This window comes from Rubrivivax albus (assembly GCF_004016515.1).
GTDB lineage: Bacteria > Pseudomonadota > Gammaproteobacteria > Burkholderiales > Burkholderiaceae_C > Rubrivivax > Rubrivivax albus.
Map to the genome: position 1 here is coordinate 233,750 of NZ_SACT01000006.1, position 25,818 is coordinate 259,567.

The window sequence follows — 25,818 nt, forward strand, 5'->3', positions numbered from 1 at the left end:
GGCGCCCGGCAAGATTCAGCGGGTGAAGCGCTCGCGCAGCTTGAGCTTCCAGAACTTGCCGGTGCTGGTGCGCGGGATGGCGTCGATGATCTCGTAGCGGTCGGGGCACTGCCACTTCGCGAAGCCGGCGGCCATCAGGTGTTCACGCATCGCCTCCGGCTCGACGCCACCTTCGCCCGGCTTCAGCACCAGGCAGGCCAGCGGCCGTTCGCTCCAGCGTTCGTCGGGGATGGCGATCACCGCCGCCTCGGCCACGGCCGGGTGGCTCATCAGCGCGTTCTCCAGGTCCACCGAGCTGATCCATTCACCGCCGGACTTGATCAGGTCCTTGCTGCGGTCGGTGATGCGCAGGAAGCCCAGGTCGTCCAGCGTGGCCACGTCGCCGGTGCGCAGCCAGCCGTCGGGCGTGAACTTGTCGGCCGGCGATCCGACGCCGTGGTAGGCACCGGTGATGAAGGGCCCGCGCACCTGGATCTCGCCCATGCTGCGACCGTCGTGTGGCACGTCGGCACCCTCGTCGTCGCGCAGGCGCAGGTCCACCAGCGGCACCGTCACGCCGGCCATCGCGGCGCGGCGGTAGCGCTCGTCGGCACCGGCGCCCTGGAGCTCGACCCGCGGGTAGGACACGGTGGCCAACGGCGAGGTCTCGGTCATGCCCCAGCCCTGCTGCAGCCACACGCCGTGGCGGTCGAAAGCGCGGATCAGCGACTCCGGGACCGCCGCGCCGCCCACCAGCGAGCGCAGGCCCTGGGGCATCGTCCAGCGGCCGGGCTGCTCGGTGAGCGCGCGTTCGTAGGCCTGGATCATCGTCAGCCAGATCGTCGGCACCCCCAGGGCCAGCGTAGGCGGCTCGAGCTGCATCAGGTCCAGCAGGTCGTCGGCGTGCAGGTGCGGCCCGGGAAACACCAGCCTGGTGCCGGCCATGATGGCGCCATAGGGCGTGCCCCAGGCATTGGCGTGGAACATAGGCGCCACCGGCAGCAGCACGTCGGTGTTCTTCAGGCCCCAGTGGTCGCCCATGCAGCCCACCAGCGCATGCAGGACCGTGGAGCGGTGCGAATACACCACGCCCTTGGCACTGCCGGTGGTGCCGCTGGTGTGGCACATCGACACCGGCGCGTGCTCGTCGTGCGGCACGAAGGCGAAGCCGTCGGGGTCGGCGGCGTCCAGCAGCGCCTCGTAGTCGTCGCAACCCTCCGGCACCGGCGCCCCGGAGAACGGGAACACGATCACGCGCTCGAAGCGGTGGTGCGCCATCACCTGCTGCGCCAGCGGCCACAGGATGTCGTCGACGATCAGGAAACGGTCGCCGGCGTCGGCGGCGATGGCGCCGATCTCGCCCGGCGGCAGGCGCAGGTTCAGCGTGTGCATCACGCCGCCGGCGGCCGGGATGCCGAAGTAGGCCTCCAGGTGCACGTGGTGGTTCCAGCACAGCGTGGCCACCACGTCGCCGGGCTGCAGGCCCAGCCGCTGCAGCACCGAGGCCAGTGCGCGCGTGCGGCGGTGCCACTGCGCATAGGTGTGGGTGCGCAGCGACTTGTCAGGCAGGCGCGAGACGATCTGCTGCGCAGAGAACGTCCGCCCCGCGCGTTCCAGCAGCCCGTTCAACGACAGGCCCACGTCCATCATCGTCGTCTGCATGGCGGCTCCTGGGGTTTTGTCAGCGCTCGGCCGGCAGCACGAGCTTGATCAGCGCATGGAAGCGGTCGTAGAAGGCCGGGTCGCGCACGGTCTGCACGCCCACCTTGACCAGCGAATCTTCGCTGGAGCCCATCGGCAGCGAGATCGAACCGATCGCGCTGACCCCCAGGCTCGACGACGAGGTGGACTTCTTCACCACGTACTGGTCTTCCCAGGCGGTGACGTAGGCGCTGGCGGCGCGGTCGGCCGCGTCGTCGGGCACGCAGGTGACCTGCAGCTTGAGTTCGACGTGGCGGTCCTTCTCCGGCTGGAAGAACTTGCTGCCCACGAGCACCACGCGGTCGTTGCGCGACAGCACGTAACCCTGGCTCAGCAGCGCCCGCCGCGCGCCTTCGCAGACGTCCTCGGCGCTGCGCGGGTAGCGGTGCGCGTGCGACGACGTGGCCTCGAAGCGTTCGCTCAGGTGCACCGGTGGCGGCGGGTCCGACAGCGTGGGCATCTCGGGCACGGCGCAGCCGCCGAGCACGGCCAGGCCTGCCAGCACGGGCACCCAGGGCAGGCGGTGCATCAGTGCGCCTCGTCCCAGTTGGCGCCGACGCCCACCTCGGCCACCAGCGGCACCTGCAGCTCGGCCACGCCGGCCATCAGGCGCGGCACGGCCTCGCGCGCCCAGTCCAGCTCTGCCTCGGGCACCTCGAGGACCAGTTCGTCGTGCACCTGCATGATCATCCGCGTGGCGCGGCCCTCGCGGTCCAGCGCCTCCTGCACGGCCACCATCGCCAGCTTGATCAGGTCGGCCGCCGTGCCCTGCATCGGCGCGTTGATGGCCTGTCGTTCGGCCGCGGCGCGACGCGGGCCATTGCCGCCCTTGATCTCCGGCAGCCACACGCGCCGGCCGAAGAAGGTTTCCACGTAGCCCTGCTCCGCCGCCTTGGCCTTGGTCTCGGCCATGTAGCGCTTCACGCCGGCAAAGCGCTCGAAGTAGCGCTCGATGTAGTCCTTGGCCGCCTTCTGCTCGATGCCCAGGTTGCTGGCCAGCCCGAAGGCGCCCATGCCGTAGATGAGGCCGAAGTTGATCACCTTGGCGTAGCGGCGCTGTTCGCTGCTGACGGCATCCAGCGGCACGTTGAAGACCTCGCTGGCGGTGGCGCGGTGCACGTCGATGCCTTCGGCGAAGGCGCGCAGCAGGCCGGGGTCGCTGCTGATGTGGGCCATGATGCGAAGCTCGATCTGGCTGTAGTCGGCCGAGACGATGCGGTGGCCCGCCGGTGCCACGAAGGCCTCGCGCACCCGACGGCCCTCGGCGGTGCGGATGGGGATGTTCTGCAGGTTGGGGTCGTTGCTGGCCAGCCGGCCCGTCACCGCCACCGCCTGCGCGTAGTTGGTGTGCACGCGGCCGGTGGCCGGGTTGACCATCAGCGGCAGCTTGTCGGTGTAGGTGCCCTTGAGCTTGGCCAGGCTTCGGTGCTCGAGGATGCGCGCCGGCAGCGGGTAGTCGGCGGCCAGTTCCTGCAGCACCTCCTCGTCGGTGCTGGGCGCGCCGCTGGCGGTCTTCTTCTTCACCGGCAGACCCAGCTTGCCGAACAGGATCTCGCCGATCTGCTTGGGGCTGCCCAGGTTGAAGGGCTGGCCGGCGATCTGATAGGCCTGCTGTTCCAGCGCCACCATGCGCTCGGCCAGGTCGCGGCTCTGCGCGGCCAGCACGTCGGCGTCGACCAGCACGCCGTGGCGCTCGATGCGCTGCAGCACCTGCATCGCCGGCATCTCGATGCGCTCGTACACCGTGGCCAGGCGGCCTTCGGCCTGCAGCCGTGGCCACAGCGTCTGGTGCACCTGCAGCGCCATCTCGCTGTCCTCGCCGCTGTAGGTGGTGGCGGTGGCCACGTCCACCTGCGCGAACGGGATCTGGTGCGCGCCCTTGCCGCACAGGTCCTCGTAGCTCAGGCCCTTGCGGCCCAGGTGGCGCTCGGCCAGCTTCTCCAGGCTGTGGCCCAGGTGGGCCTCGAGCACGTAGCTCTCCAGCATGGTGTCGTGCGCCACGCCACCCAACGCGATGCCGTGGTTGGCGAAGACGTGCAGGTCGTACTTCAGGTTCTGGCCGACCTTGGGCCGGTTGGCATTCTCCAGCCAGGGCTTCAGGGCCGCCAGCACGTCGGCCAGCGGCAGCTGCTCGGGCGCGTCGGGGCCGGTGTGCCCTGTCGGCACGTAGGCGGCGCGGCCCGGCTCGACCGCGAAGCTGATGCCGACGATGTGCGCCGCCATCGGGTCCAGCGAATCGGTCTCGGTGTCCACCGCAACCAGGTCGGCCGCCATCAGTCGATCGACCCAGGCCTGCAGACGGTCCATCGACGTGATGGTCTCGTATTCGCGTGCGAGTTCGACCTTTGGCGCTTCGGCGGCGGGCGCCGCCTGCGGGTCCACACCCAGATCGCTCTCGAGTTCACGCTTCCAGGTACGGAATCCGAGGCGGTCGTAGAACGCCAGCAGCGCCTCGCGCTGCACCGGCCCCAGCGCCAGTCCCTCCAGCGCCGGCCAGCCCGGCACGTGGCCGTCCAGGTCGCAATCGGTCACCACGGTGATCAGCTTGCGGCCGGTGGGCAGCCAATCGAGCGCCTTGCGCAGGTTCTCGCCAGCCACGCCCTTGATCGTGTCGGCCGCAGCCACCACGCCGTCGAGGCTGCCGTGCTCGCCGATCCACTTCACCGCGGTCTTCGGGCCGACCTTGTCGACGCCGGGCACGTTGTCCACGGTGTCACCGATCAGCGTCAGGTAGTCGACGATGCGGTCAGGCGGCACGCCGAACTTGGCCTGTACACCGGCCTCGTCCAGCAGCTCCGGTGGCTTGGCCATGGTGTTGATCAGGCTGACCTGCGGCGTGACCAGCTGCGCCAGGTCCTTGTCGCCTGTGGAGATCATCACCCGGTGGCCGCTGGCCGACGCCGTGCGGGCGAGCGTGCCGATGGCGTCGTCGGCCTCGATGCCGGGCACCACCAGCACCGGCCAGCCGAGCAGGCGCACCACCTCGTGGATGGGCTCGATCTGCGCGCGCAGGTCATCGGGCATCGGCGCGCGGTTGGCCTTGTAGGCCGGGTACCAGTCATCGCGGAAGGTCGGGCCGCTGGCGTCGAACACGCAGGCTGCGTGCTCGGCCGGGTAGCGCTCACGCAGCCACTTCATCATCGCCACCATGCCGTGGATGGCGCCGGTGGGAAAACCGTCGGGCGAGCGCAGATCCGGCATCGCGTGATAGGCGCGGTACAGGTAGCTGGAGCCGTCGACCAGCAGCATCAGGGGTGCATCCATCGGGGGATTGTGGCGCGGCTCGTAGAATCACGACCATGCTACGCGCGACGACCGCCACCTTGCTGGCGCTGCTGGCCCTGGCGCCGCTGGAGGCCCTGGCCGCCCCCGAACCCGCGGTGCAGCGCAGCGTGCAGGAAGACGACAACGTGCGCCTGGAGGAACTGCGGGTGCGCGGCGTCAACCAGCGCCTGGTGGTGCAGCCCAAGGCGGCCAGCGCGCCCGCCTACGAGATCCTGCCGGCCGACCCCGGCCGCGACGCCGCCCAGGACCGGCGCAGCGCCGGCCAGCGCGTCTGGCGGCTCTTTTCGTTCTGAGGCCACCATGGCCGTCTACACCGCCGTCCCGGAGGACGATGCCCGCGCGCTCGTGGCCCGGTTGGGGCTGGGCCGCCTGACCCGCTTCGAGGGCATCCGCGGCGGCATCGAGAACAGCAACTGGTTCGTCGACACCGACGGTGGCCCGGGGACCGGCCGCTATGTGCTGACGCTGTTCGAGCGCCTGCAGCCCGCCGAACTGCCGTACTACCTCGGCCTGATGCAGCACCTGGCCGCGCGCGGCATCCCGGTGCCCGACCCGCAGCCCGACGCGGCCGGCGCACTGCAGTTCACGCTGCAGGGCAAGCCCGCCGCACTGCTGACGCGGCTGGACGGCAGCCACCGGCTGGCGCCCGACCTGCACCACTGCACCCAGGTGGGCGCGGTGCTGGCGCGCCTGCACCTGGCCGCGCGGGACTACCACCACGAGCAGGACCACCCGCGCGGGCTGGCCTGGTGGGAAGCCACCGTGCCGACGGTCCTGCCGTATCTGGGCGCGGACCACGCCGCCCTGCTGCGCGACGAACTGGCCTTCCAGCAGGCCGTGGCCGGCTCGGCCGACTCCCTGGCCCTGCCGCGCGGCCCGATCCACGCCGACCTGTTCCGCGACAACGTGATGTTCGACGGCCTGCCGGCGCACGAGAAGCTCACCGGCCTGCTGGACTTCTTCTTTGCCGGCACCGACGCGTGGCTGTTCGACATCGCCGTGTGCCTGAACGACTGGTGCATCGACCTCGACAGCGGCCGCCTGGACGAAGCCCGCGCCACCGCCTTCGTCGCCGCCTACGCCGCCGAACGCCCGCTGACACCGGCGGAACACCGCCTGATGCCGGCCATGCTGCGTGCCGCGGCGTTCCGCTTCTGGCTGTCCCGCCTGTGGGACCTGCACCTGCCGCGGCCGGCGGCGCTGCTCAAGCCCCACGACCCCACGCATTTCGAGCGTGTGCTGCGCGAGCGCCTGGAGCGCCCGTGGCACCCGCCCAGCTGAAACCCATGCCGCTGTCCCTGAAGACCCCTCATCCTGCCCGCGGTGCGCAGTGGGTGCGCGACGCCTTCCGCCTCTTCGCCAAGCGGCCGATGGCCTTTGCCGGGCTGTTCTTCGTGTTCCTGTTCGTCGCCCTGCTGATCGGCCTGGTGCCCGTGGTCGGCCCGCTGCTGCAGATGGCGATGCTGCCGATGCTGTCGCTGGGCTTCATGGTGGCGTCGGCCTCGGCGCTGCAGGGCGGGCCGGTGCACCCGGGCCAGTTCGTCGAGCCGCTGGGCGGCGACGCACAGCGCCGTGGCCGGCTGCTGGCGCTGTGCCTGGCCTATGGCGTGGGGGCCATCGGCGTGCTGCTGCTGGCCAATGTGGTCTCCGGCGGGCAGCTCGGTGAACTGCAGCGGCTGGTGGGCACGGGCGAGGCCTCGCAGCCGGAGATCGACGCCATGGCCGCCGACCGTGGCGTCTTCGTCGGCACCGTGTTCGCGCTGCTGGCCGCCGGGCTGCTGTCGGTGCCGTTCTGGCACGCACCGGCCCTGGTGTACTGGGGTGGCCAGGGCGTGGCGCAGTCGCTGTTCTCCAGCACGCTGGCCGTCTGGCGCGCCAAGGGCGCCTTCCTGGTCTATGCGCTGGCCTGGTTCGGCATGGCCGCGGCGTCGGGCCTGATCACGGCGCTGCTGCTCGGGCTGCTGGGGGCGCCGCAGCTCGTCGGCCTGATGGCCCTGGTGTTCGGGCTGATGTTCTCCACCGCGTTCTACGTGTCGCTGGTGTTCAGCTTCCACGACTGCTTCGGGCAGGCGGGCACGCCCGCACCCGACGCCGGCTGACGGATCACTCGATCGGCGTCAGCTTCGCCACCGACAGCGCCAGCCACTTCAGGCCGTGGCGGCCGAAATTGACCTGGGCGCGAGCGTCGTCGCCTTCGCCTTCCAGCGTCAGCAGCACGCCTTCGCCGAACTTGGTGTGGAACACCGACTGCCCCACCTTCAGGCCATGGCTGCTGCGTGAGGACGCCATCGCCGCGGGCACCGGCGCCGGTTCCACGCGCCCGGCACCGACGATGCCCGACAACCCGCTGCCGCGCGCCCAGGCCTCCTGGTAACTGCGCGCGTAGCCGCTGCCGAAGCCCTGCTGGCGCGGCGTGAGCCACTTCAGCGCGCCTTCCGGCAGCTCGTCGAAGAAGCGGCTCTTGACGTTGTAGCGCGTCTGGCCGTGCAGCAGCCGCGTCTGGCTGAAGCTCAGGTACAGGCGCTGGCGGGCGCGCGTGATCGCCACGTACATCAGCCGGCGCTCTTCCTCCAGCCCGTCGGCGTCGGACAGCGCGTTCTCGTGCGGGAACAGGCCCTCCTCGACGCCGGTGATGAACACGGCGTCGAACTCCAGCCCCTTGGCGCTGTGCACCGTCATCAGCTGCACGGCGTCGCTGCCGGCCTGGGCCTGGTTGTCGCCGGCCTCCAGGCTGGCGTGCGTCAGGAAGGCCGCCAGCGGGCTCATGATCTCGCCGGTGTCGGCATCCGGCACCACGCCCGCGGCGGCGTCGGGAGCCTGTTCGTCCACCGGCAGCGCCACCGCGTCCTTGCCGAAGCCTTCCTGGGTGACGAAGGCCTCGGCGGCGTTGACCAGTTCCTCGAGGTTCTCGATCCGGTCCTGGCCCTCGCGGTCGGTGCGGTAGAACGTGATCAGGCCGGAGTCTTCCAGCATCTGGCGGATGATCTCGCGCAGCGTCTGGCCCTGGGTGCGCTCGCGCAGGCCGTCGATCAGTGCCACAAAACCGGCCAGCGCCACACCACCGCGACCGGCCACCGCACCCACGCTCTGCGCCAGGCTGCGGCCACTGGCCCGCGCCGCGTCCTGCAGCTGCTCGATGGTGCGCGCGCCGATGCCGCGCGTGGGGAAGTTCACCACGCGCAGGAAGCTGGTGTCGTCGTTGGCGTTCTCGATCAGCCGCAGGTAGGCCAGCGCATGCTTGACTTCGGCACGCTCGAAGAAGCGCAGGCCGCCGTAGACGCGGTACGGGATGCCGGCATTGAACAGCGCGCTCTCGATCACCCGGCTCTGCGCGTTGCTGCGGTAGAGCACGGCAATCTCCGCCAGCGCCGTGCCGGCGCGATGCAGCTGCTGCGCCTCGTCCAGCAGCCACTGCGCCTCGGCATAGTCGCTGGTGGCCTCGTGCACGCGCACGGGCTCGCCGGCGCCGGCGTCAGTGCGCAGGTTCTTGCCCAGGCGCTGCCGGTTGTGCGCGATCAGCGCGTTGGCCGAATCGAGGATGTTGCCGAAGCTGCGGTAGTTCTGTTCCAGCTTGACCACGCGCTCGACACGGTACTCGCGCTCGAAGTCGGCCATGTTGCCCACACGGGCGCCGCGGAAGGCGTAGATGCTCTGGTCGTCGTCGCCGACGGCGAACACCGCCTGCTCCCTGCCTGGGGGCGCGAACATCTTCAGCCACGCGTACTGCAGCCGGTTCGTGTCCTGGAACTCGTCGACCAGCAGGTGGCGGAAGCGGCGCTGGTAATGCTCGCGCAGCGCGTCGTTGTCGCGCATGAGCTCGTAGCTGCGCAGCATCAGTTCGGCGAAGTCGACCACGCCCTCGCGTTCGCACTGCGCCTCGTAGGCCTCGTACACGCGCACCAGGGTGCGGCCGTGCTCGTCGCGCACCTCCACGTCGCGCGGGCGCAGGCCCTCTTCCTTGCTGCCGGCGATGAACCACGTGACCTGCTTGGGCACGAAGCGCTCCTCGTCCAGGCCCATGGCCTTGATCACGCGCTTGACGGCCGAGAGCTGGTCGCTGCTGTCCAGGATCTGGAAGCCCTGCGGCAGGCCGGCAAGCTTCCAGTGCGCCCGCAGGAATCGGTTGCACAGGCCATGGAAGGTCCCGATCCACATGCCGCGCACGGCCACCGGCAGCATGGCGGACAGCCGGGTGAGCATCTCGCGCGCGGCCTTGTTGGTGAAGGTCACGGCCATCACGCCGCCGGGCGAGACCTGCCCTGTCTGCAGCAGCCAGGCGATGCGCGTGGTCAGCACCCGGGTCTTGCCCGACCCGGCGCCGGCCAGGATCAGCGCCGGCTCCGGGCCCAGCGTCACCGCGGCCAGCTGTTCGGGGTTCAGGCCCTGCAACAGGCGCGTTTCGGTGGCCGGGGCAATGCTCATCTGGGCATTCTAGGAGGCCCCATCCAAGCCCTCGGCCCGGGCGCCACGTTCTGCTCAGATCTCCAGGTCGTGGGTGCCCAGCGTCTCGAGCGACATCAGCGTCATCGGCTCGGTGTCGCCGTCCCACCCGTCCCGCCGGGGCCGATCACGGTCCTGGAGCCAGGCGACCAGTTCCGCCGCGGGCATCGGCCGGCCCACCAGCCAGCCCTGCGCCTCGTGGCACCCCAGCCGAGCCAGGCAACGCGCCTGGGCGGGCGTCTCCACGCCTTCGGCCACGACACGCATCTGAAGGCTGCGTCCCATGGCGACGATGGCCGAGGCGATGGCCAGGTCTTCCCGGTCATGAGGCAGTTCCGCCACGAAGGATCGGTCGATCTTCAGCGTGTCCACATCGAGCCGCTTGAGCCGGCTGAGCGACGAGTGGCCGGTGCCGAAGTCGTCGATCGCCACCCGGACGCCCATGCGCGCAAAGGCGTCCAGCACATCGGTCGTGCCCGTGCGCTCCTCGAGCAGGAGACTTTCGGTGAGTTCCAGTTCCAACCGGCCCGGGTCCAGGCCGTGCTCTCGTACCGTGTCGTCCACCATCCGCGCCAGAAAGGGCTGCGCGAGTTGGCGCGGCGACAGGTTGACGGCCATCACCAGCGGCGGCAGCCCCAGGCGGTCCCAGGACACCAAGTCGGCGCACGCGGTTCGCAGCACCCAGGCACCGACAGTCAGGATCAGCCGGGTGCTTTCGAGCACCGGGACGAACCGGTCGGGCGGTATCAGACCGCGCCCCGGGCGGCGCCAGCGCAGCAAGGCCTCCACGCCGACCACCCGGCCGGTCTCCAGTGACACCTTGGGCTGGTAGTGCAGCACGAACTCGTCGCGTTCGAGCGCACCACGCAGGCCGCTCTCGAGCTCGACGCGGGCTGCCGCCTGCGCACCCATCTCCGGGCTGAAAAAGCTGTAGGTGCCCCTGCCCCGCTGCTTGGACCGGTACATCGCCATGTCGGTCTCGCGCAGCAGGCGGTCGGGGTCGTCATGCCCGCCGTCGTAGAGCGCGATGCCGATGCTCGTGGACACCTGCAGTTCGGTGCGCCCCAGCCGGAACGTGGGCTCGAAGGCGTCGAGCACCCGCTGCGCCACCAGGGCCGCGTCCTCGGCACAGCCGATGCCCGGGACGATGACCGTGAACTCGTCGCCGCCGATGCGCGAGACATGCGCCCGCCCCTCGCCCAGCGCAAGACACAGCGTGTCGGCCACGTGGCGCAGGAGCGCATCGCCAGCCGCATGCCCCAGGCTGTCGTTGATGCGCTTGAAGTCGTCGAGGTCCAGGAACATCAGGGCCAGCGCGACACCGCTGGCGCGGGCGCCGGCCATGGCCGAGGCCAGGTCGTCCTGGAACGCGCTGCGGTCGTTCAGACCGGTGAGCGGGTCGGTGCGGCGGGCTGGTCGCGCCGTCTCGGACGATCGGCCCACGACCGGGGGTGCGCCCGGCTGGATCAGGTAGACACCGAGACCCTCGGTGCCGTTCCAGGTGCCTGCATGGACGAGCAGTGCCGACCACACCTTGCCCCGTGGTCCCCGCAGCATGCGCCAGTGGGGCCCGGTCTGCGTGGGCAACAGGATGCCATCCCCCACCAGCCAGTTGGACAACAACTGCCCCTGAAGCGCGGAGGGCGCCTCGCCCAGCAGGCGGGCCGCCACATCGGTGGCGCTGGTGATCCTGCCCGCGCTGTCGCAGACCACGACACCACAGTCGCTGCTGGCCAGGGCATCGAGCGCATCGTCACGCCGTCGGCGCGCGAACCAGCGGCGCGACCCGCCCGGGTCGTCATCGAAGGAGGCTGATCTCATCGAGGCGCAGTAGAGGTTTCACAGGCTGACCAGGCGCCGGCCCGCTCCGTCATTTGTCGGCAGACCAGGGCGTCTCTTGAGGCCGAATGACTCGTGCGGCGTAAAATGCGGCACCGGCCCGGACATGTCGTCTTGGCCGGTTTTTTTTGCCCGGAGCGTGCCGCGATGGAGATCTTCGACTACGACAACATCCTGCTGCTGCCGCGCAAGTGCCGGGTGGACAGCCGCAGCGCGTGCGACACGTCCATCGTCTTCGGCGGCCGGCGCTTCGCGCTGCCGGTGGTGCCTAGCAACATGAAGACGGTGCTCGACGAGCCGATCGCGCAGATGCTGGCGCGCAGCGGCCACTTCTACGTGATGCACCGCTTCGACCTCGACAACGTGGCCTTCGCGCGCCGCATGCGCGAGCAGGGGCTGTTCGTGTCGATCAGCTCCGGCGTCAAGCCGGCCGACTTCGACGTCATCGACCGGCTGGCGGCCGAAGGCCTGGGCGCCGACTACATCACCATCGACATCGCCCACGGCCATGCCGACAGCGTGCGCCGCACCATCGAGCACATCAAGGCCAAGCTGCCGCAGACCTTCGTCATCGCCGGAAACGTGGCCACGCCAGAGGCCGTGATCGACCTCGAGAACTGGGGCGCCGACGCCACCAAGGTGGGCGTGGGCCCGGGAAAGGTCTGCATCACCAAGCTCAAGACCGGCTTCGGCACCGGCGGCTGGCAGCTCAGTGCGCTGAAATGGTGCTCGCGCGTGGCCACCAAGCCCATCATCGCCGACGGTGGCATCCGCCACCACGGCGACATCGCCAAGAGCGTGCGCTTCGGCGCCACGATGGTGATGATCGGCAGCCTGTTTGCCGGCCACGAGGAGAGCCCGGGGCAGACGGTGGAGGTCGACGGCCAGCGCTACAAGGAGTACTACGGCTCGGCGTCGGACTTCAACAAGGGCGAGTACAAGCACGTGGAGGGCAAGCGCATCCTCGAGCCGATCAAGGGCCACCTGGCCGACACGCTGCGCGAGATGCGCGAGGACCTGCAGAGCAGCATCAGCTACGCCGGCGGCACCGTGCTGGCCGACCTGAAGAAGGTCAACTACGTGATCCTGGGCGGCGAGAACGCCGGCGAGCACCTGTTCATGTGATGGCCACTGCCGACGCGGTGCCGCCCCCGCTGCCCGAGGCGATTGCCGCGCTGCTCGCGTCCGCCACCGACCGTCTGATCGGTGACCCCAGTGCGGCACTCGCCGGCGCCGAACGCGCGCTCGGGCTGCTCGATGCCCAGGCCGATGCGCCGCCGGCCTGGCGCGCGCAGGTGCTGCGGATCCTGGGCCTGTCCCAGGGCCACGCCGGCGACGCCCGACGCGGGGTCGACACGCTGCGCACGGCGCTGGCCCTGGCAGACGCGCAGGACCATGCACTGCGGGCGAAGGTCGAACGGGCACTGTCCATCGTGCACGACCAGCTGCATGCGCTCGACGACGCGCTGGCCTGGGCCGTCCGTGCCGCGGCGTCGGCGCGCAGCGCTGGCGACGAATCACTGCTGGCCGACGCCCTGCACTCCTGCGGCGTGGCCCGGTCCAAGGCCGGCGATACCGACGGCGGCCTGGCCAACTACCGCGAGGTGCTGCAGCTGCACGAAGCCGGTGGTCGCATCGGCGCGAGCATCAGCATCCTCAACAACATCGGCATCAACCTGAAGAACCTGGGGCGGCTGGAGGAGGCGGTGGTCTCGCTGCGGCGCGCCCAGGCCCTGATGGCCGGCCGGCCTGAGGCCGTGTCGCTGCCGCTGGTGCAGACCAACCTGGCCGAGCCGCTGTGGCGCCTGGGTCGGCTGGACGAGGCCCAGGCCGAGGTCGACGCCGCACTCGGCGCGCTGGACCCGAAGGCTCGCAACGCCCACGAGGCCAACGCCCGCTGGATGCGCGCCGAGGTGCTGCGCGGCCGAGGCCGGCTCGACGAGGCCAACGCCGAACTGCAGCGCGCGCTGGACGCCGCCCAGCGGCTGCAGCGCATCGACACCGAAGCCAACGTGCGGCTGTCGCTGTCCACCCTGGCGGCCGAGCGCGGCGACTTTGCTGCCGCCCTGGCGCACCACCAGGCCTTCCATGCGCTGGACCGCCGCCGGCTGGACGACGAGGCCGCACGCCGCATCCAGGCGCTGACGGTGCAGGCCGATCTGGCCCAGGCGCGCCACGAGGCCGAGGTCTACCGCCTGCGCCACGGCGAGCTGGCGCAGGCGCACGACCGCCTGCAGGCGCTGCACGACGCGCTGCTGGCGGCCGACGTCGAGAAGTCACGCCTGCTCGAGCGGCTGGCGGCGCAGTCGCGCACCGATCCGCTGTCCGGGCTGGCCAACCGCCGCGCGCTGGACGAGCACCTTGCCGCGGAGTTCGCCCGCAGCCAGCGCCTGGGCCACCCACTGGCGCTGGCGATGTGTGATCTGGACAACTTCAAGCAGATCAACGATCGCCTGGGCCACGCCACCGGCGACCTCGTGCTGCAGCGCACCGCCGCGCTGCTGCGCGCCACCTGCCGTGACATCGACCTCGTGGCCCGCTACGGCGGCGAGGAGTTCTGCCTCGTGTTCCTGGAGGCCGACCTCGACGCCGCTCGGCGCGCCTGCGAAACCGCGCGCGCGGCGGTGGCGGCGCACGACTGGGCGGCCGAGCATCCCGCCCTGCGGGTGAGCCTGTCGATCGGCGTGGCCGCAGCCGAGGGCTGCGCCGACCCGGCCGCGCTGCTGGCGCTGGCCGACCGGCGGCTGTACGAGGCCAAGCGGGCCGGCAAGGACCGCGTGGTCGCGGCCGGCTGACGTCAGCGCGTGAACATGCCCTGGAACTCGCCCGGCTCGATCTTCAGGCGCCGCGGCGTGCCGTCGGGTCGCGTGGCCGACAACGGCTGCGCACGCCGGGCACCCGCCGGGCAGGCACCGAAATCGGCGTGCGTCAGCGCGGCCGAGAGCATGCCCTCGGCCGTCGACCCCAGCGGGTTGTCGAGGTCGTCGGCCACGTCGCACTGCGGCGCCAGGCCGTCGAAGTAGCGGCCCTCGTTGCGCGCGTTCACCGATTCGAAGGTGACCACGCTGTAGGTCTGGCCGCAGCCCCCGTTCTGCGGGTTGAAGCCCACCGGTTTGCCGCAGGTGACGTCGCCGATCTGCACCACCTCGATGCCCGCGCCGCGCAGGCCGTTGATGACCTGCTCGCTGGCCGAGCAGGTGCGCGGGCCGCTGAGCACGTAGACGCGGCTCAGGCCCACGGCGTTGGCCGGGGCGGTGAAGCGTACCGTCTGGTTGGACGATGAACGCTGGTCGCTGTAGAGCAGGCTGACGTAGGTCTGGTTGCTGGTGCGGGCACCGCCCACGTAGGAGGCCACCGTGGCCCCGGTCCGCACGAAGCCGCCGCCGTTGTAGCGCAGGTCCAGGACCACCTCGGACACGCCCTGGGCGCGGAACTGCGCGAAGGCGCTGTCCAGCGGTGCGTCGACCTGGTTGATCATGTCCTTGATCACCACGTAGCCCACCTTGCGGCCCAGCGGCGAATCCACGACCCGCGCGCCGGTCACCGGCGTCAGCGCATAGTCCCGCGCCAGCAGGGTCACGCTGCGGTCGCCGCCAGCGCCGCGCACCACCAGCTGCAGCTGGTCGCCCACGTTGTCGGGCACCAGCACGTCGTAGTCGTCGGCAGCGATGATCTCCGACGCCGGCCGGCCATTGATCGACAGGATCTGCTCACCACGCACCAGGCCCTTCGTGGCAGCGTCGGACTGCGGCTCGATGTAGCGGATGCGCAGCGGCAGGTCGGGCCGGCCCTCGACCTCGACACCGGCCACGAACAGGCCGTAACCGCGGGTGATGCCGTCGCCGAAGAAGCGCTCGAAGTCCGCCGTGGGGCCGAAGGAGCTGTAGCGGTCGGACGGGAAGTCGGCGTTGCCGCCGAACAGCGAGGCGTCGAAGTAGGCCTGCACGGTGTCGAAGCCGGTGGGCGCAGGCCGCGGTGCCAGCGCGTACCAGAGGTACCAGGTGTCGAAGTAGTCGCGCAGCCAGGCGTTCTGGTCGGGCACGCTGCAGGTCAGCGGGGGCGGCGTGCCGTCGCTGTCGCCACCGCAGGCGGCGAGCAACACGGCCGAGGCACACAGGGCAGCCAGGTGGCGGATCTTCATCGGGCAGGTCTCCGAGCAGAGGTTCCATAGGCCGGCCCGGCAAGGGGCGGCCTCCTACAATGATGCCTGCAACCCCCGGCCTGCCGTTCCCGTTGACAGGGTGCCCACGAGGTGCCCCGTCACGACCCTCCTGTGCCCCAGCCATGAAAATGCCCCAAGCTCACTTCGTTCGCTGCCCCCGAGGGGCGCGTCAGTCCCTTCGGACGGCCGGGCGGTACTGACATGACCGAACTCGCCAAGTCCTTCGAACCCGCCGCCATCGAGGCCCGCTGGGCCCCGCTGTGGGAGGCCAGCGGCATCTACGCGCCGACGCTGGACCCGGCCAGGCCGTCTTTCTGTATCCAGCTGCCGCCGCCCAACGTCACCGGCACGCTGCACATGGGCCATGCCTTCAACCAGACGGTGATGGACGCGCTGACGCGCTACCACCGCATGAAGGGCTGCAACACGCTGTGGGTGCCTGGCACTGACCATGCGGGCATCGCCACCCAGATCGTGGTCGAACGCCAGCTGCAGGAGCAGGGCCTGAGCCGGCACGACCTGGGGCGCAAGAACTTCGTCGCCCAGGTCTGGGACTGGAAGGAAAGCTCCGGCGCCACCATCACCAGCCAGATGCGCCGCATGGGCGACTCGGTGAGCTGGGCGCACGAGTACTTCACGATGGACGACAAGCTCTCGACCGTGGTCGTCGAGACCTTCGTGCGGCTGTACGAGGAGGGCCTGATCTACCGCGGCAAGCGGCTGGTGAGCTGGGACCCGGCGCTGAAGTCGGCCGTCTCCGACCTGGAGGTCGAGAGCGAGGAGGAGGACGGTTTCCTCTGGCACATCCGCTACCCGCTGACCGATGGCAGCGGCAGTGTCGTGGTGGCCACCACCCGGCCGGAGACCATGCTCGGCGACGTCGCGGTGATGGTGCACCCGGAGGACGAGCGTTACACCGCCCTGGTGGGCAAGACGGTGACGCTGCCCCTGGTGGGCCGCGAGATCCCGGTGATCGCCGACGACTACGTGGACCGTGAATTCGGCACCGGCGTGGTCAAGGTGACGCCGGCGCACGACGCCAACGACTATGCCGTGGGCCAGCGCCACGGCCTGCCGGCCATCGGCGTGCTGGCACTGGACGCCACCATCAACGACCACGCGCCCGAGGCCTACCGCGGCCTGGACCGCTTTGTCGCGCGCAAGCAGGTGGTGGCCGATCTCGAGGCCCTGGGCCTGCTGGTGGAGACGAAGAAGCACAGGCTGATGGTGCCGCGTTGCGCGCGCACCGGCCAGGTGGTGGAGCCCATGCTCACCGACCAGTGGTTCGTGGCGATGAGCAAGCCGGGCGCCAACGGCAAGTCGATCGCGCAGGAAGCCATCGAGGCGGTGGACTCGGGCGACGTGACCTTCGTGCCCGAGAACTGGATCAACACCTACCACCAGTGGATGAAGAACATCCAGGACTGGTGCATCAGCCGCCAGCTCTGGTGGGGTCACCAGATCCCGGCCTGGTACGGCACGGGCGGTGAACTCTTCGTGGCACGCAGCGAGGCCGAGGCCCGCGCCAAGGCCACGGCCGCCGGCTACACCCGCGCGCTGACGCGCGACGAGGACGTGCTCGACACCTGGTACTCGTCGGCCCTGGTCCCCTTCTCCACCCTGGGCTGGCCCGCCAAGACGCTGGAGCAGGACCTGTTCCTGCCGAGTTCCGTGCTCGTCACCGGCTACGACATCATCTTCTTCTGGGTCGCCCGGATGATCATGATGACCAAGCACTTCACCGGGCAGGTGCCGTTCCGCCACGTCTACATCCACGGCCTGGTGCTGGACGCGCACGGCCACAAGATGAGCAAGTCCGAGGGCAACGTGCTCGACCCGGTGGACCTGATCGACGGCATCGCGCTCAAGCCCCTGCTGGACAAGCGCGTGGTGGGCCTGCGCAAGCCGGAGACTGCACCCAAGGTACGCGCCGCGACGGAGAAGGAGTTCCCGAACGGCATCCCTGGCTACGGCGCCGACGCGCTGCGCTTCACCTTCGCGGCCATGGCGTCGCTTGGCCGCAGCCTGAACTTCGACAGCAAGCGCTGCGAGGGCTACCGCAACTTCTGCAACAAGCTCTGGAACGCCACGCGCTTCGTGCTTATGAACTGCCAGGGGCAGGACTGCGGACTGAAGGACCACACCAAGGCCGAGTGCGAGCCCGGCGGCCCGATGGCCGGCTACCTGCACTTCTCCCCTGCCGACCGCTGGATCACCGGCGAGCTGCAGCGCGTGGAAGCCGCGGTGGCGCAGGGCTTTGCCGACTACCGGCTGGACAACGTGGCCAACGCCATCTACGGCTTCGTCTGGGACGAGTACTGCGACTGGTACCTGGAGATCGCCAAGGTGCAGATCGCGAATGGTTCCGAGGCCGAGCAGCGCGCCACCCGCCGCACGCTGATCCGCACGCTGGAGACGGTGCTGCGCCTGCTGCACCCGGTGGCGCCCTTCATCACCGCCGAGCTGTGGGACACGGTGGCTGTGGTCGCCGGCCGCAAGGCGGCGGACGATGACCGGACGGTGGCGACCGCGCCCTACCCTGAGGCGCAGCTGGCCAAGGTGGACCCGGTGGCCGACGCCTGGATGGCGCGGCTGAAGGCCGTCACCGGCGCCTGCCGCAACCTGCGCAGCGAGATGAACCTCTCACCCGGCGAACGCGTGCCAATGCTGGTGGCCGGGGATGCCGGGTTCGTCGCGTCGGCCACGCCGGTGCTCAAGGCGCTGGCGCGCCTGTCGGAAGTGCGCCACTTCACCGACGACGCCGCGTTCGCCACGGCCACGGCCGCCGCGCCGGTCACGGTGGCCGGCGACCTGCGCATGGCCCTGCACGTGGAGATCGACGTGGCCGCCGAACGCGAGCGCCTGGGCAAGGAGATCGCCCGCCTGCAGGCCGAGATCGCCAAGGCCGAGGCCAAGCTGGCCAACGCCAGCTTCGTGCAGCGCGCGCCGGCGGCGGTGGTGGAGCAGGAGCGGCAGCGCGCCGCGGAGTTCGGGCAGACGCTCAGTCGTCTGCAAGATCAGCGACGTCGCCTTCCCACGTCGGCCTGAACACCGGCGCCGGGTTGGTGTCGGCCAGGATCTCGTCGATCCGCCGCGCCACCGACCAGGCGCTGCGTCGGCGCGACTCACGCGTGGTGCTGGCCACGCGCGGCGTGACCTGCAGGGTCTCGGCACCGTGCAGCGGGCGCCCGGGGTCCAGCGCGCCAGGCTCCAGGCTGTCCAGCCAGGCCGCAGCCATGCGGCCGCTGTCCAGCGCCTCGGCCAGCGCGGCTTCCTCGAAGATGCTGGAGTGCGTCAGGCTCACCAGCACCTGGTTGGGCTTGCAGTCCGCCAGGTAGCGCTCGCCCACCAGGCCGCGGTAGCGCGTGAAGAAGGCCAGCAGCATGCACACGCCGTCGCTCTGCTCCATCAGCGTGCGCAGCGGCACCGGCCGCACGCCCCACTGGCCCCACAACGGGTCGGAGGCGTGCAGCCCCGGGTCGTAGCCGATCACGTCGGCGCCGAAAGCCTTGAGCAGCGTCGCCAGCGGCTTGGCCGCCGGCGTCATGCCCACCAGGCCGATGCGGGCACCGCCCAGTTCGCGTCCGACCAGCAGGCCTTCGGCATTGACCACAGGCACCCGGCGCAGCATCTGCAACAACGCGCCGATGGCGAACTCGGCCTCGGCGGTGGCCGCCGCGTGCGTCGGGCGCACCACCTCCACGTTGGCCCGTGCACAGGCGTCCAGGTCGATGTTCTCCACCCCTGCCGACAGGCGGCCGATGGCGCGCAGATGGGGGGCGGCCTTCAGCGCCGCCTCGTCGACCGCGACCGACGGCGGAATGATCATGGCGCGCACCTGGAACAGCGCGCGGCGCAGCCCCAGGGGTTCGCGCGCCAGCTCCGGGGCCAGTCGCACCGGGTAGCGCGCCTCGAGCCACTGAACCACGTCCGGTTCCAAAGGCTCGACGATGAGCAGGTCCATGAAGGCGGTGATGGGGAGTTTCTAACGCACTCCTGGCAGACCCGCGTGCCAGAATCGGCCGCAAGTTCTTGTGCCACCATTCTATGTAAGAAGATGTACGTCAAGAAGGCAATATTCCCCGTCGCCGGCCTCGGCACCCGCTTCCTGCCGGCCACCAAGGCGCAGCCCAAGGAGATGCTGCCGGTGGTCGACAAGCCCCTGATCCAGTACGCGGTGGAGGAGGCCTACGCCGCCGGCGTGCGCGAGATGATCTTCGTCACCGGCCGCCACAAGCGCCCGATCGAGGACCACTTCGACATGACGTTCGAGCTCGAGGTGGCGCTGGAGCAGTCGGGCAAGCACGACCTGCTGGAGGTGGTGCGCAGCGTCAAGCCCGACGACATGGAATGCATCTACGTGCGCCAGGCGCAGGCCCTGGGCCTGGGCCACGCGGTGCTGTGCGGCCAGCGCCTGGTGGGTGACGAGCCGTTTGCCGTGCTGCTGGCCGACGACCTGATGGTCGGGCAGCCCCCTGTGCTGCAGCAGATGGTGGAGCAGTACGGCGAATGGCGCGCCAGCATCTTGGCGGTTCAGGAGGTGCCCGCGGAGCACACGCGTCGCTACGGCATCGTCGCCGGCACCGAGGTCAACGACCGCCTGGTGGATGTCTCGCGCATCGTCGAGAAGCCGACGCCTGAAGCCACACCGTCGCGGCTGGGCGTGGCCGGGCGCTACATCCTGACGCCTGGCGTGTTCCACGAGATCGCCACCCAACCGCGGGGGGTGGGCGGCGAGATCCAGCTCACCGACGGCATCGCGTCGCTGCTGCGCCGGGAGAAGGTCTTCGCCTACCGCTACGAGGGCCGCCGCTACGACTGCGGCAGCAAGGAAGGTTTCCTGGAGGCCAACGTGGAACTCGCACTGGCCCACCCGCAACTGGGCCCGGGCTTCCGCGATTTCCTGAAGGGCCTGGCGCTCTGACGCCGTGCCCCGCCTGAAGCGTCGCTCAGCGGCGCTTCAGGACATGGATGAAGTCGCTGCCCTGGGCCTGCTGGTCGAGCAGTTCGTTGCCGGTCTGGCGCGCAAAGGCCTTGAAGTCACGCATCGAGCCGGGGTCGGTGGACACGACCTTCAGCGTTTCGCCACTGCCCATCTCCGCCAGAGCCTTCTTGGCCTTCAGGATGGGCAGCGGGCAGTTCAGACCGCGGGTGTCGAGCTCTTTGTCGGCTTGCATGATGGGTCGATTCTAGGTTCCTAGGCCCGCGGCGGCAGGTCGATGAACTGCGGCTCATGGCCGCGCGACCGCAGCCACTGTGCCAGCGCCAGCCCGGTGCCGGCGCGCCAGCAGCGGATGTCCTCCGGGGCAAACAGCTTGTACTCCGCCAGTTCCGGCGACAAGCGGACTTCCCCGCGGGCGCGCACGTGGAAGGTGATGATCACTTGGTTCATGCGCAGGAACTCGTGCACGGCCACCAGCGTGGTGTCCAGCGCCTCCAGCGCCGTCTCCTCGGCCACCTCGCGGCGGATGCCGTCCTCCGGCGATTCGCCCGCCTCCATGAAGCCGGTGATCAGCGCGAACATGCGGTGCGTCCAGGCGGCATTGCGCGCCAGCAGCACGCGGCCGCCCTGGTCCACGCATTCCACGATCGCCGCCAGCACCGGCACCGGGTTGTTCCAGTGCGTCCAGCCACAGGCCGGGCAGCGCAGGCGGACCTTGTCGCCGCCGTCCTCGGCCTGCGAGATCTCGGCCAGCGGCGTCGCGCAGGCCGGGCAGAACCTGAAGGCCGTCATGCCGGGAACACGCCGGTGGACAGGTAGCGGTCGCCGCGGTCGCAGACGATGAAGACGATGGTGGCGTTCTCCACCCGCTGCGCGATCTGCAGTGCCACCCAGCAGGCCCCGGCGGCGGAGATGCCGCAGAACAGGCCCTCCTCGGCCGCCAGCCGGCGCGCCATGGTCTCGGCGTCGGCCTGGCTGACGTAGACCAGTTCGTCCACCGCCTTCGGGTCGTGGATCTTCGGCAGGTAGGCCTCCGGCCACTTGCGGATGCCGGGGATGCGCGAGCCCTCGCTGGGCTGGGCGCCGACGATGCGCACCGCCGGGTTCTGCGCCTTCAGGTGGTGCGACACGCCGGTGATGGTGCCGGTGGTGCCCATGGCGCTGACGAAGTGCGTCACCTGCCCGGCCGTGTCCTGCCAGATCTCGGGGCCGGTGGTCTCCTCGTGCACGCGCGGGTTGTCGCCGTTGGCGAACTGGTCCAGCACGCGGCCCTTGCCGTCCTTCTGCATCTGCTCGGCGAGGTCGCGCGCGTACTCCATGCCGCCGCTGCGCGGGGTGAGGATGAGCTCGGCCCCGAAGGCCTTCATGGTCTGCGCGCGTTCGATGGACAGGTCCTCCGGCATCACCAGCAGCATGCGGTAGCCGCGGATGGCCGCGGCCATGGCCAGCGCTATGCCGGTGTTGCCGCTGGTGGCCTCGATCAGCGTGTCGCCGGGCTTGATCTCGCCGCGCTCCTCGGCGCGCTTGATCATGCTGATGGCCGGCCGATCCTTCACCGAGCCGGCCGGGTTGTTGCCTTCGAGCTTGCCCAGGATCACGTTGCCGCGTGCGGCGTTGGCCTCGCCGGGCACACGCTGCAGGCGCACCAGCGGCGTGCGGCCGATCACCTCCTCGAGCGTCGGGTAGGCGGGGCGTGAGGCGGACATCGGGGCGGTTCTCCTGCAGTTATCATCGGCGCCTTCGCGTGTTGCCGTCGGCAGCAACCCACGGCCCGGGTGGCGAAATCGGTAGACGCAGGGGATTCAAAATCCCCCGCCGCAAGGCGTAACGGTTCGAGTCCGTTCCCGGGCACCAGCACCGCCATTCTGACCCAATGCCGCCGATCCCACCGGTCACCCGCAACCTCATGCTGATCTGCACGGCGGTGTTCTGCCTGCAGCTCTTCACGCCCCTGCTCGACGCCTTCTTCGCCCTGTGGCCGGTGGCCAGCGGGCGCTTCCTGCCCTGGCAGGTGGTGAGCTACGGCTTTCTGCACGGCGGCATGGGCCACCTGTTCTTCAACATGCTGGGCCTGTGGATGTTCGGCTCCGAGCTCGAACGCCTGTGGGGGCCCAAGCGCTACCTGCAGTTCCTGCTGGCGGGCGTGCTGGCTGCCGCGGTGGCGCAACTGCTGATCACGTACCTGGCCGGCTCGCGCTACCCCACGGTGGGTGCCTCGGGCGGCCTGTTCGCGCTGCTGCTGGCCTTCGGCATGCTGTTCCCCAACCGGGTGATCATGCCGCTGTTCCCGCCGATCCCGATGAAGGCACGCACCTTCGTGATGGTGTTCGGCGCGCTGGAACTGGGCCTGGGCCTGATGGGCAGCAGCGGCGTCGCGCACTTCGCCCACCTGGGCGGCATGGTCGGCGGCTGGCTGATGATCCGCTACTGGCGGCGACAGCCGCCGTTCGGCTCACGCCGTCGCTAAGCGGTCGCCAGGCCGTCGTCCAGCGTCGGGTAGCGCAGCCGCAGGCGCAGTTCCTCCGTCAGCCGGCGGTTGCCGATGCGGCGGGACTCCGACATGAACGACAGCGTCATCGGCGACAGCGTCGCCTGCGCCTCCGCCCGCGACAGCCGCGGCGGCCGGGGCAGGCCGAAGCGGTCGGCCACGGTGTCGAAGTAGTCGCCCATCTTCAGGCTGGTGTGGTCGCAGGCGTTGAACACGCGCTGCGGGCCGCCCCGGTACAACGCCGCCATGCAGGCCCGTGCCAGGTCGTCGGCATGGATGTGGTTGGTGTAGACGTCGTCCTTGGCGTTCAGCACCGGTGCGCCACGGCGGACGCGTTCCCGCGGGTCGCCACCATCCCGGTCGAGGGCATAGATGCCGGGCGCCCGCAGGATGCTCACCCGCGCGCCACTGCAACGGCCGAACCAGCGCCAGTAGGCTTCCGCATCGACCCGCCGCTGGGCGCGGGCCGTGGCCGGCGCGACGGGAGATGTCTCGTCAATCCAGGCACCACCCGCATCGCCGTAGACACCGGTGGTGCTGACGTAGACGAGCCGCCGCACGCGCCCGCCGCGCAGCAGCGCACGGCCCAGATGCCGCGAGCGGACGTCCCGCACGCCCTGCCCCGGCGGCGGCGCCAGGTGCACCACGGCATCGGCCAGGCCACCCAGGCGCCCCAGCGTCGCCGCGTCGTCCAGGTTGCCCACCAGCGGCACGACACCGGCGGCCCGCAGGGCCGGCACGCGCGCCGGCGACGAGGTGAGCACCCTCACCCGCCAGCGCCCCGCCACCCAGGGCAGCAGGCGCAGGCCGACGTCGCCGCAGCCGACGACCAGCAACATCGGAGGGGACTTCATCGCGGAGGGCACAATTCAGGCTGAGTTTACGAGCGCCGCCCCGATGAGTTTCCAGGTCAACATCCAGCCCGCCGACGTGTCGTTCGCCGTCGAGCGCGACGAACCCATGCTCGCCGCCGCCATCCGCCAGGGCGTGGGCCTGCCCTACGGCTGCCGCGACGGCGCCTGCGGCTCCTGCAAGAGCCGGCTGCTCGAGGGCCGCGTGATCCACGGGGCCCACCAGCTCAAGGCGCTGTCGCTGCAGGAGGAAGAGCAAGGCTTCATCCTGACCTGTTGCGCCACGCCGCAGACCGACTGCGTGGTCGAGGCGCGCAGCGTGCCGGGTGCGGGCCAGTTCCCGGTGCTCAAGCTGCCCAGCCGCGTGCTCGAACTGACGCAGGCGGCGCCCGACGTGATGGTGCTCAAGCTGCAGCTGCCGGCCAACCAGAACCTGCAGTACCACGCCGGGCAGTACGTGGAGTTCATCCTGCAGGGCGGCGCACGGCGCAGCTACAGCATGGCCAATGCCCCGCACGCGCTGGGCAACCCGCCGGCCATCGAACTGCACATCCGCCACATGCCCGGCGGCAAGTTCACCGACCACGTGTTCGGCGCGATGAAGGTGCGCGACATCCTGCGCATGGAAGGCCCGTTCGGCAGCTTCTTCCTGCGCGAGGACAGCGCACGGCCGATGGTCTTCCTGGCCAGCGGCACCGGCTTCGCGCCGATCAAGGCGCTGGTCGAGCACCTGCAGATGAAGGGCAATGCCCGGCCGGTGGCCCTGTACTGGGGCGGCCGGCGCCCGCAGGACCTGTACATGGACGCCTGGTGCCGCGACAAGGCCGCCGAGCTGCCCTGGCTCACCTACGAACCGGTGGTCAGCGACGCGCTGCCCGAAGACGCCTGGGCCGGCCGCACCGGCTTCGTGCACCGAGCGGTGATGGCCGACTTCCCCGACCTGTCCGGCCACCAGGTCTACGCCTGCGGCGCGCCGGTGGTCGTGGACTCGGCCCAGCGCGACTTCATCGCGGCCTGCGGCCTGCCCGAAGACCAGTTCTTCGCCGACGCCTTCACCTCAGAACTCGACAAACAAGGAGACCCTGCATGACGCTGTCCCGCCGCCACCTCATCGGCGCTGCCGCCACCACCGCCGCCACGCTCGCCCTGCCCGCCTGGGCCCAGGGCAGCGGGACGCTGAAACTCGTCGTGCCGTACGCGCCCGGTGGACCGCTGGACCGCATCGCCCGCATGCTGGCCGACGCGGTGAAGGACAGCCTGGGCACGGTGATCGTCGAGAACAAGCCGGGCGCCGGCGGCAACCTGGGCGTGGGCCAGGTGGCGCGTGCCGCGGCCGACGGCCAGACCATCGTGATGGGCGCTGTCGCCACGCATGCCATCAACCCCTGGCTGTACGCCAAGATCCCCTTCGACCCGATCCAGGACTTCACGCCCATCACCCGCGTGGCCCAGGTGCCCAACGTGCTGGTGATGAACGCCGAGGCCGCCGGCCGGCTGAACATCGCCAGCGTGGCCGACCTCGTGGCCTACGCCAAGGCCAACCCGGCGCGTCTGAACTATGGTTCCGGTGGCAACGGCAGCGCCGGCCACCTGGCGGGCGAACTCTTCAAGTCCAGCGCCGGCGTCTTTGCCGTGCACATTCCCTACGCCGGCGCTGCACCGATGCAGCTGGCGCTGCTGGCTGGACAGATCGACTTCAGCTTCGACAACCTCGCCTCCGCTGCCGGCAACATCCGCGCCGGCAAGCTCAAGGCGCTGGCGGTGACCACCGCGCGGCGGGCCGGCGCCATGCCGGACCTGCCGACCATGGCCGAGGCCGGCCTGCCCGCGGTGGCCGTGGACACGTGGTTCGGCCTCTTCGGCCCCGCCGGCGTGCCGGCCGCGCGCGTGCAGGCGCTCAACGCGGCCTTCACCGCCGCGCTGCGCAGCGACGACGTCAAGGCCAAGCTGGCGCCGATGATGGCCGAGCCTGCGCCGACCACGCCCGACGAGTTCGCCGCCTTCGTGAAGGCGGAGCTGGCGAAGTACGAGGGCATCGTCAAGGCCACTGGCGCGCGGGTGGGCTGACCGCGCAGCCTGCAGCGCTCGGCAGCTCCCTAGGCTGCCGGCGCGGGGACCTTCTGCCGGGGGA

At 70.5% G+C, this 25,818-nt stretch carries 21 protein-coding genes and 1 tRNA gene; 11 read left to right on the plus strand and 11 right to left on the minus strand.

Annotated features, from left to right (window positions below; all coding sequences use genetic code 11):
- Nucleotides 1-15: 15 nt before the first annotated feature.
- Genes ENE75_RS17750 through polA form a run of 3 tightly spaced genes read right to left on the minus strand, consistent with a single transcriptional unit; the run spans nucleotide 16 to nucleotide 4,944 of the window.
- Complete coding sequence (locus ENE75_RS17750; protein ID WP_128199661.1) at nucleotides 16-1,641, minus strand: long-chain-fatty-acid--CoA ligase; 1,626 nt, start codon at nucleotides 1,639-1,641, stop codon at nucleotides 16-18.
- Between the two features lie 19 nt (nucleotides 1,642-1,660).
- Nucleotides 1,661-2,209, minus strand: a complete 549-nt coding sequence (locus ENE75_RS17755) for a DUF2242 domain-containing protein (protein WP_128199662.1) — start codon at nucleotides 2,207-2,209, stop codon at nucleotides 1,661-1,663.
- Nucleotides 2,209-4,944, minus strand: coding sequence for a DNA polymerase I (polA, locus tag ENE75_RS17760; RefSeq protein ID WP_128199663.1), 2,736 nt, complete (start codon nucleotides 4,942-4,944; stop codon nucleotides 2,209-2,211). Before polA ends, ENE75_RS17755 begins: the two co-directional genes overlap by 1 nt.
- A 35-nt stretch (nucleotides 4,945-4,979) precedes the next feature.
- Here polA and ENE75_RS17765 point away from each other — a divergent pair, with 35 nt between their 5' ends.
- Genes ENE75_RS17765 through ENE75_RS17775 form a run of 3 tightly spaced genes read left to right on the plus strand, consistent with a single transcriptional unit; the run spans nucleotide 4,980 to nucleotide 7,064 of the window.
- The gene (locus ENE75_RS17765; RefSeq protein ID WP_128199664.1) at nucleotides 4,980-5,258 is read left to right on the plus strand and encodes a hypothetical protein; all 279 of its coding nucleotides are present in this window, start codon (nucleotides 4,980-4,982) and stop codon (nucleotides 5,256-5,258) included.
- 7 nt (nucleotides 5,259-5,265) lie between these two features.
- Nucleotides 5,266-6,246, plus strand: coding sequence for a homoserine kinase (locus tag ENE75_RS17770; RefSeq protein ID WP_128199665.1), 981 nt, complete (start codon nucleotides 5,266-5,268; stop codon nucleotides 6,244-6,246).
- A gap of 5 nt (nucleotides 6,247-6,251) precedes the next feature.
- The gene (locus ENE75_RS17775; RefSeq protein ID WP_128199666.1) at nucleotides 6,252-7,064 is read left to right on the plus strand and encodes a BPSS1780 family membrane protein; all 813 of its coding nucleotides are present in this window, start codon (nucleotides 6,252-6,254) and stop codon (nucleotides 7,062-7,064) included.
- A gap of 4 nt (nucleotides 7,065-7,068) precedes the next feature.
- On the opposite strand, the gene ENE75_RS17780 is transcribed toward ENE75_RS17775, so the two are convergent.
- Together ENE75_RS17780 and ENE75_RS17785 are read right to left on the minus strand one after the other, a co-directional pair.
- On the minus strand, nucleotides 7,069-9,387 hold the full coding sequence (locus ENE75_RS17780; RefSeq protein WP_128199667.1) for a UvrD-helicase domain-containing protein: 2,319 nt from the start codon (nucleotides 9,385-9,387) through the stop codon (nucleotides 7,069-7,071).
- 54 nt (nucleotides 9,388-9,441) lie between these two features.
- The gene (locus ENE75_RS17785) at nucleotides 9,442-11,226 is read right to left on the minus strand and encodes a putative bifunctional diguanylate cyclase/phosphodiesterase (RefSeq protein WP_128199668.1); all 1,785 of its coding nucleotides are present in this window, start codon (nucleotides 11,224-11,226) and stop codon (nucleotides 9,442-9,444) included.
- A gap of 165 nt (nucleotides 11,227-11,391) precedes the next feature.
- Here ENE75_RS17785 and ENE75_RS17790 point away from each other — a divergent pair, with 165 nt between their 5' ends.
- Together ENE75_RS17790 and ENE75_RS17795 are read left to right on the plus strand one after the other, a co-directional pair.
- Entirely contained in the window at nucleotides 11,392-12,369 is a 978-nt protein-coding gene (locus ENE75_RS17790) for a GMP reductase (RefSeq protein WP_128199669.1), read from the plus strand.
- Nucleotides 12,369-14,039, plus strand: a complete 1,671-nt coding sequence (locus tag ENE75_RS17795; RefSeq protein WP_128199670.1) for a GGDEF domain-containing protein — start codon at nucleotides 12,369-12,371, stop codon at nucleotides 14,037-14,039. Before ENE75_RS17790 ends, ENE75_RS17795 begins: the two co-directional genes overlap by 1 nt.
- A 2-nt stretch (nucleotides 14,040-14,041) precedes the next feature.
- On the opposite strand, the gene ENE75_RS17800 is transcribed toward ENE75_RS17795, so the two are convergent.
- Nucleotides 14,042-15,385, minus strand: a complete 1,344-nt coding sequence (locus tag ENE75_RS17800; protein ID WP_128199671.1) for a S41 family peptidase — start codon at nucleotides 15,383-15,385, stop codon at nucleotides 14,042-14,044.
- 222 nt (nucleotides 15,386-15,607) lie between these two features.
- Here ENE75_RS17800 and ENE75_RS17805 point away from each other — a divergent pair, with 222 nt between their 5' ends.
- Nucleotides 15,608-18,454, plus strand: a complete 2,847-nt coding sequence (locus tag ENE75_RS17805; RefSeq protein WP_128199672.1) for a valine--tRNA ligase — start codon at nucleotides 15,608-15,610, stop codon at nucleotides 18,452-18,454.
- Here the strand turns inward: ENE75_RS17805 and ENE75_RS17810 are convergent.
- The gene (locus tag ENE75_RS17810; RefSeq protein WP_128199673.1) at nucleotides 18,408-19,370 is read right to left on the minus strand and encodes an NAD(P)-dependent oxidoreductase; all 963 of its coding nucleotides are present in this window, start codon (nucleotides 19,368-19,370) and stop codon (nucleotides 18,408-18,410) included. The two genes, ENE75_RS17805 and ENE75_RS17810, sit on opposite strands and share 47 nt — an antisense overlap.
- A gap of 93 nt (nucleotides 19,371-19,463) precedes the next feature.
- On the opposite strand from ENE75_RS17810, the gene galU reads away from it, so the two are divergent.
- Nucleotides 19,464-20,330 (plus strand): UTP--glucose-1-phosphate uridylyltransferase GalU, encoded by an 867-nt coding sequence (gene galU / locus ENE75_RS17815; RefSeq protein ID WP_128199674.1) that lies wholly within the window; start codon nucleotides 19,464-19,466, stop codon nucleotides 20,328-20,330.
- 25 nt (nucleotides 20,331-20,355) lie between these two features.
- On the opposite strand, the gene ENE75_RS17820 is transcribed toward galU, so the two are convergent.
- The 3 genes from ENE75_RS17820 to cysM are packed head-to-tail and all read right to left on the minus strand — an operon-like array spanning nucleotide 20,356 to nucleotide 22,054.
- Complete coding sequence (locus tag ENE75_RS17820) at nucleotides 20,356-20,583, minus strand: sulfurtransferase TusA family protein (protein ID WP_128199675.1); 228 nt, start codon at nucleotides 20,581-20,583, stop codon at nucleotides 20,356-20,358.
- Between the two features lie 20 nt (nucleotides 20,584-20,603).
- Nucleotides 20,604-21,140, minus strand: a complete 537-nt coding sequence (locus tag ENE75_RS17825) for an NUDIX domain-containing protein (RefSeq protein WP_128199676.1) — start codon at nucleotides 21,138-21,140, stop codon at nucleotides 20,604-20,606.
- Complete coding sequence (gene cysM, locus ENE75_RS17830) at nucleotides 21,137-22,054, minus strand: cysteine synthase CysM (protein WP_128199677.1); 918 nt, start codon at nucleotides 22,052-22,054, stop codon at nucleotides 21,137-21,139. The genes ENE75_RS17825 and cysM overlap by 4 nt, the downstream gene beginning before the upstream one ends.
- A gap of 63 nt (nucleotides 22,055-22,117) precedes the next feature.
- On the opposite strand from cysM, the gene ENE75_RS17835 reads away from it, so the two are divergent.
- Nucleotides 22,118-22,202: transfer RNA gene (locus ENE75_RS17835), tRNA-Leu, on the plus strand.
- A 19-nt stretch (nucleotides 22,203-22,221) separates the two neighbouring features.
- Complete coding sequence (locus tag ENE75_RS17840; protein ID WP_128199678.1) at nucleotides 22,222-22,815, plus strand: rhomboid family intramembrane serine protease; 594 nt, start codon at nucleotides 22,222-22,224, stop codon at nucleotides 22,813-22,815.
- Here the strand turns inward: ENE75_RS17840 and ENE75_RS17845 are convergent.
- Nucleotides 22,812-23,675 (minus strand): SDR family oxidoreductase, encoded by an 864-nt coding sequence (locus ENE75_RS17845; RefSeq protein WP_233259151.1) that lies wholly within the window; start codon nucleotides 23,673-23,675, stop codon nucleotides 22,812-22,814. The genes ENE75_RS17840 and ENE75_RS17845 overlap by 4 nt on opposite strands.
- A gap of 58 nt (nucleotides 23,676-23,733) precedes the next feature.
- On the opposite strand from ENE75_RS17845, the gene ENE75_RS17850 reads away from it, so the two are divergent.
- Nucleotides 23,734-24,777: a CDP-6-deoxy-delta-3,4-glucoseen reductase gene (locus tag ENE75_RS17850; RefSeq protein ID WP_128199680.1), complete on the plus strand. Its 1,044-nt coding sequence runs from the start codon at nucleotides 23,734-23,736 to the stop codon at nucleotides 24,775-24,777.
- Entirely contained in the window at nucleotides 24,774-25,754 is a 981-nt protein-coding gene (locus ENE75_RS17855; protein WP_128199681.1) for a Bug family tripartite tricarboxylate transporter substrate binding protein, read from the plus strand. Before ENE75_RS17850 ends, ENE75_RS17855 begins: the two co-directional genes overlap by 4 nt.
- The last annotated feature ends 64 nt before the right edge of the window (nucleotides 25,755-25,818 follow it).

Bases quoted from the DNA above. Each gene is read 5' to 3' on its own strand.
- ENE75_RS17845 (WP_233259151.1), bottom strand. From the start codon at position 23,675: ATGTTGCTGGTCGTCGGCTGCGGCGACGTCGGCCTGCGCCTGCTGCCC.
- polA (WP_128199663.1), bottom strand. From the start codon at position 4,944: ATGGATGCACCCCTGATGCTGCTGGTCGACGGCTCCAGCTACCTGTAC.
- ENE75_RS17785 (WP_128199668.1), bottom strand. From the start codon at position 11,226: ATGAGATCAGCCTCCTTCGATGACGACCCGGGCGGGTCGCGCCGCTGG.
- ENE75_RS17820 (WP_128199675.1), bottom strand. From the start codon at position 20,583: ATGCAAGCCGACAAAGAGCTCGACACCCGCGGTCTGAACTGCCCGCTG.
- ENE75_RS17810 (WP_128199673.1), bottom strand. From the start codon at position 19,370: ATGGACCTGCTCATCGTCGAGCCTTTGGAACCGGACGTGGTTCAGTGG.
- ENE75_RS17805 (WP_128199672.1), top strand. From the start codon at position 15,608: ATGACCGAACTCGCCAAGTCCTTCGAACCCGCCGCCATCGAGGCCCGC.
- cysM (WP_128199677.1), bottom strand. From the start codon at position 22,054: ATGTCCGCCTCACGCCCCGCCTACCCGACGCTCGAGGAGGTGATCGGC.
- ENE75_RS17780 (WP_128199667.1), bottom strand. From the start codon at position 9,387: ATGAGCATTGCCCCGGCCACCGAAACGCGCCTGTTGCAGGGCCTGAAC.
- ENE75_RS17775 (WP_128199666.1), top strand. From the start codon at position 6,252: ATGCCGCTGTCCCTGAAGACCCCTCATCCTGCCCGCGGTGCGCAGTGG.
- ENE75_RS17790 (WP_128199669.1), top strand. From the start codon at position 11,392: ATGGAGATCTTCGACTACGACAACATCCTGCTGCTGCCGCGCAAGTGC.
- ENE75_RS17840 (WP_128199678.1), top strand. From the start codon at position 22,222: ATGCCGCCGATCCCACCGGTCACCCGCAACCTCATGCTGATCTGCACG.
- ENE75_RS17855 (WP_128199681.1), top strand. From the start codon at position 24,774: ATGACGCTGTCCCGCCGCCACCTCATCGGCGCTGCCGCCACCACCGCC.
- ENE75_RS17755 (WP_128199662.1), bottom strand. From the start codon at position 2,209: ATGCACCGCCTGCCCTGGGTGCCCGTGCTGGCAGGCCTGGCCGTGCTC.
- ENE75_RS17800 (WP_128199671.1), bottom strand. From the start codon at position 15,385: ATGAAGATCCGCCACCTGGCTGCCCTGTGTGCCTCGGCCGTGTTGCTC.
- galU (WP_128199674.1), top strand. From the start codon at position 19,464: ATGTACGTCAAGAAGGCAATATTCCCCGTCGCCGGCCTCGGCACCCGC.
- ENE75_RS17850 (WP_128199680.1), top strand. From the start codon at position 23,734: ATGAGTTTCCAGGTCAACATCCAGCCCGCCGACGTGTCGTTCGCCGTC.
- ENE75_RS17770 (WP_128199665.1), top strand. From the start codon at position 5,266: ATGGCCGTCTACACCGCCGTCCCGGAGGACGATGCCCGCGCGCTCGTG.
- ENE75_RS17825 (WP_128199676.1), bottom strand. From the start codon at position 21,140: ATGACGGCCTTCAGGTTCTGCCCGGCCTGCGCGACGCCGCTGGCCGAG.
- ENE75_RS17765 (WP_128199664.1), top strand. From the start codon at position 4,980: ATGCTACGCGCGACGACCGCCACCTTGCTGGCGCTGCTGGCCCTGGCG.
- ENE75_RS17750 (WP_128199661.1), bottom strand. From the start codon at position 1,641: ATGCAGACGACGATGATGGACGTGGGCCTGTCGTTGAACGGGCTGCTG.
- ENE75_RS17795 (WP_128199670.1), top strand. From the start codon at position 12,369: ATGGCCACTGCCGACGCGGTGCCGCCCCCGCTGCCCGAGGCGATTGCC.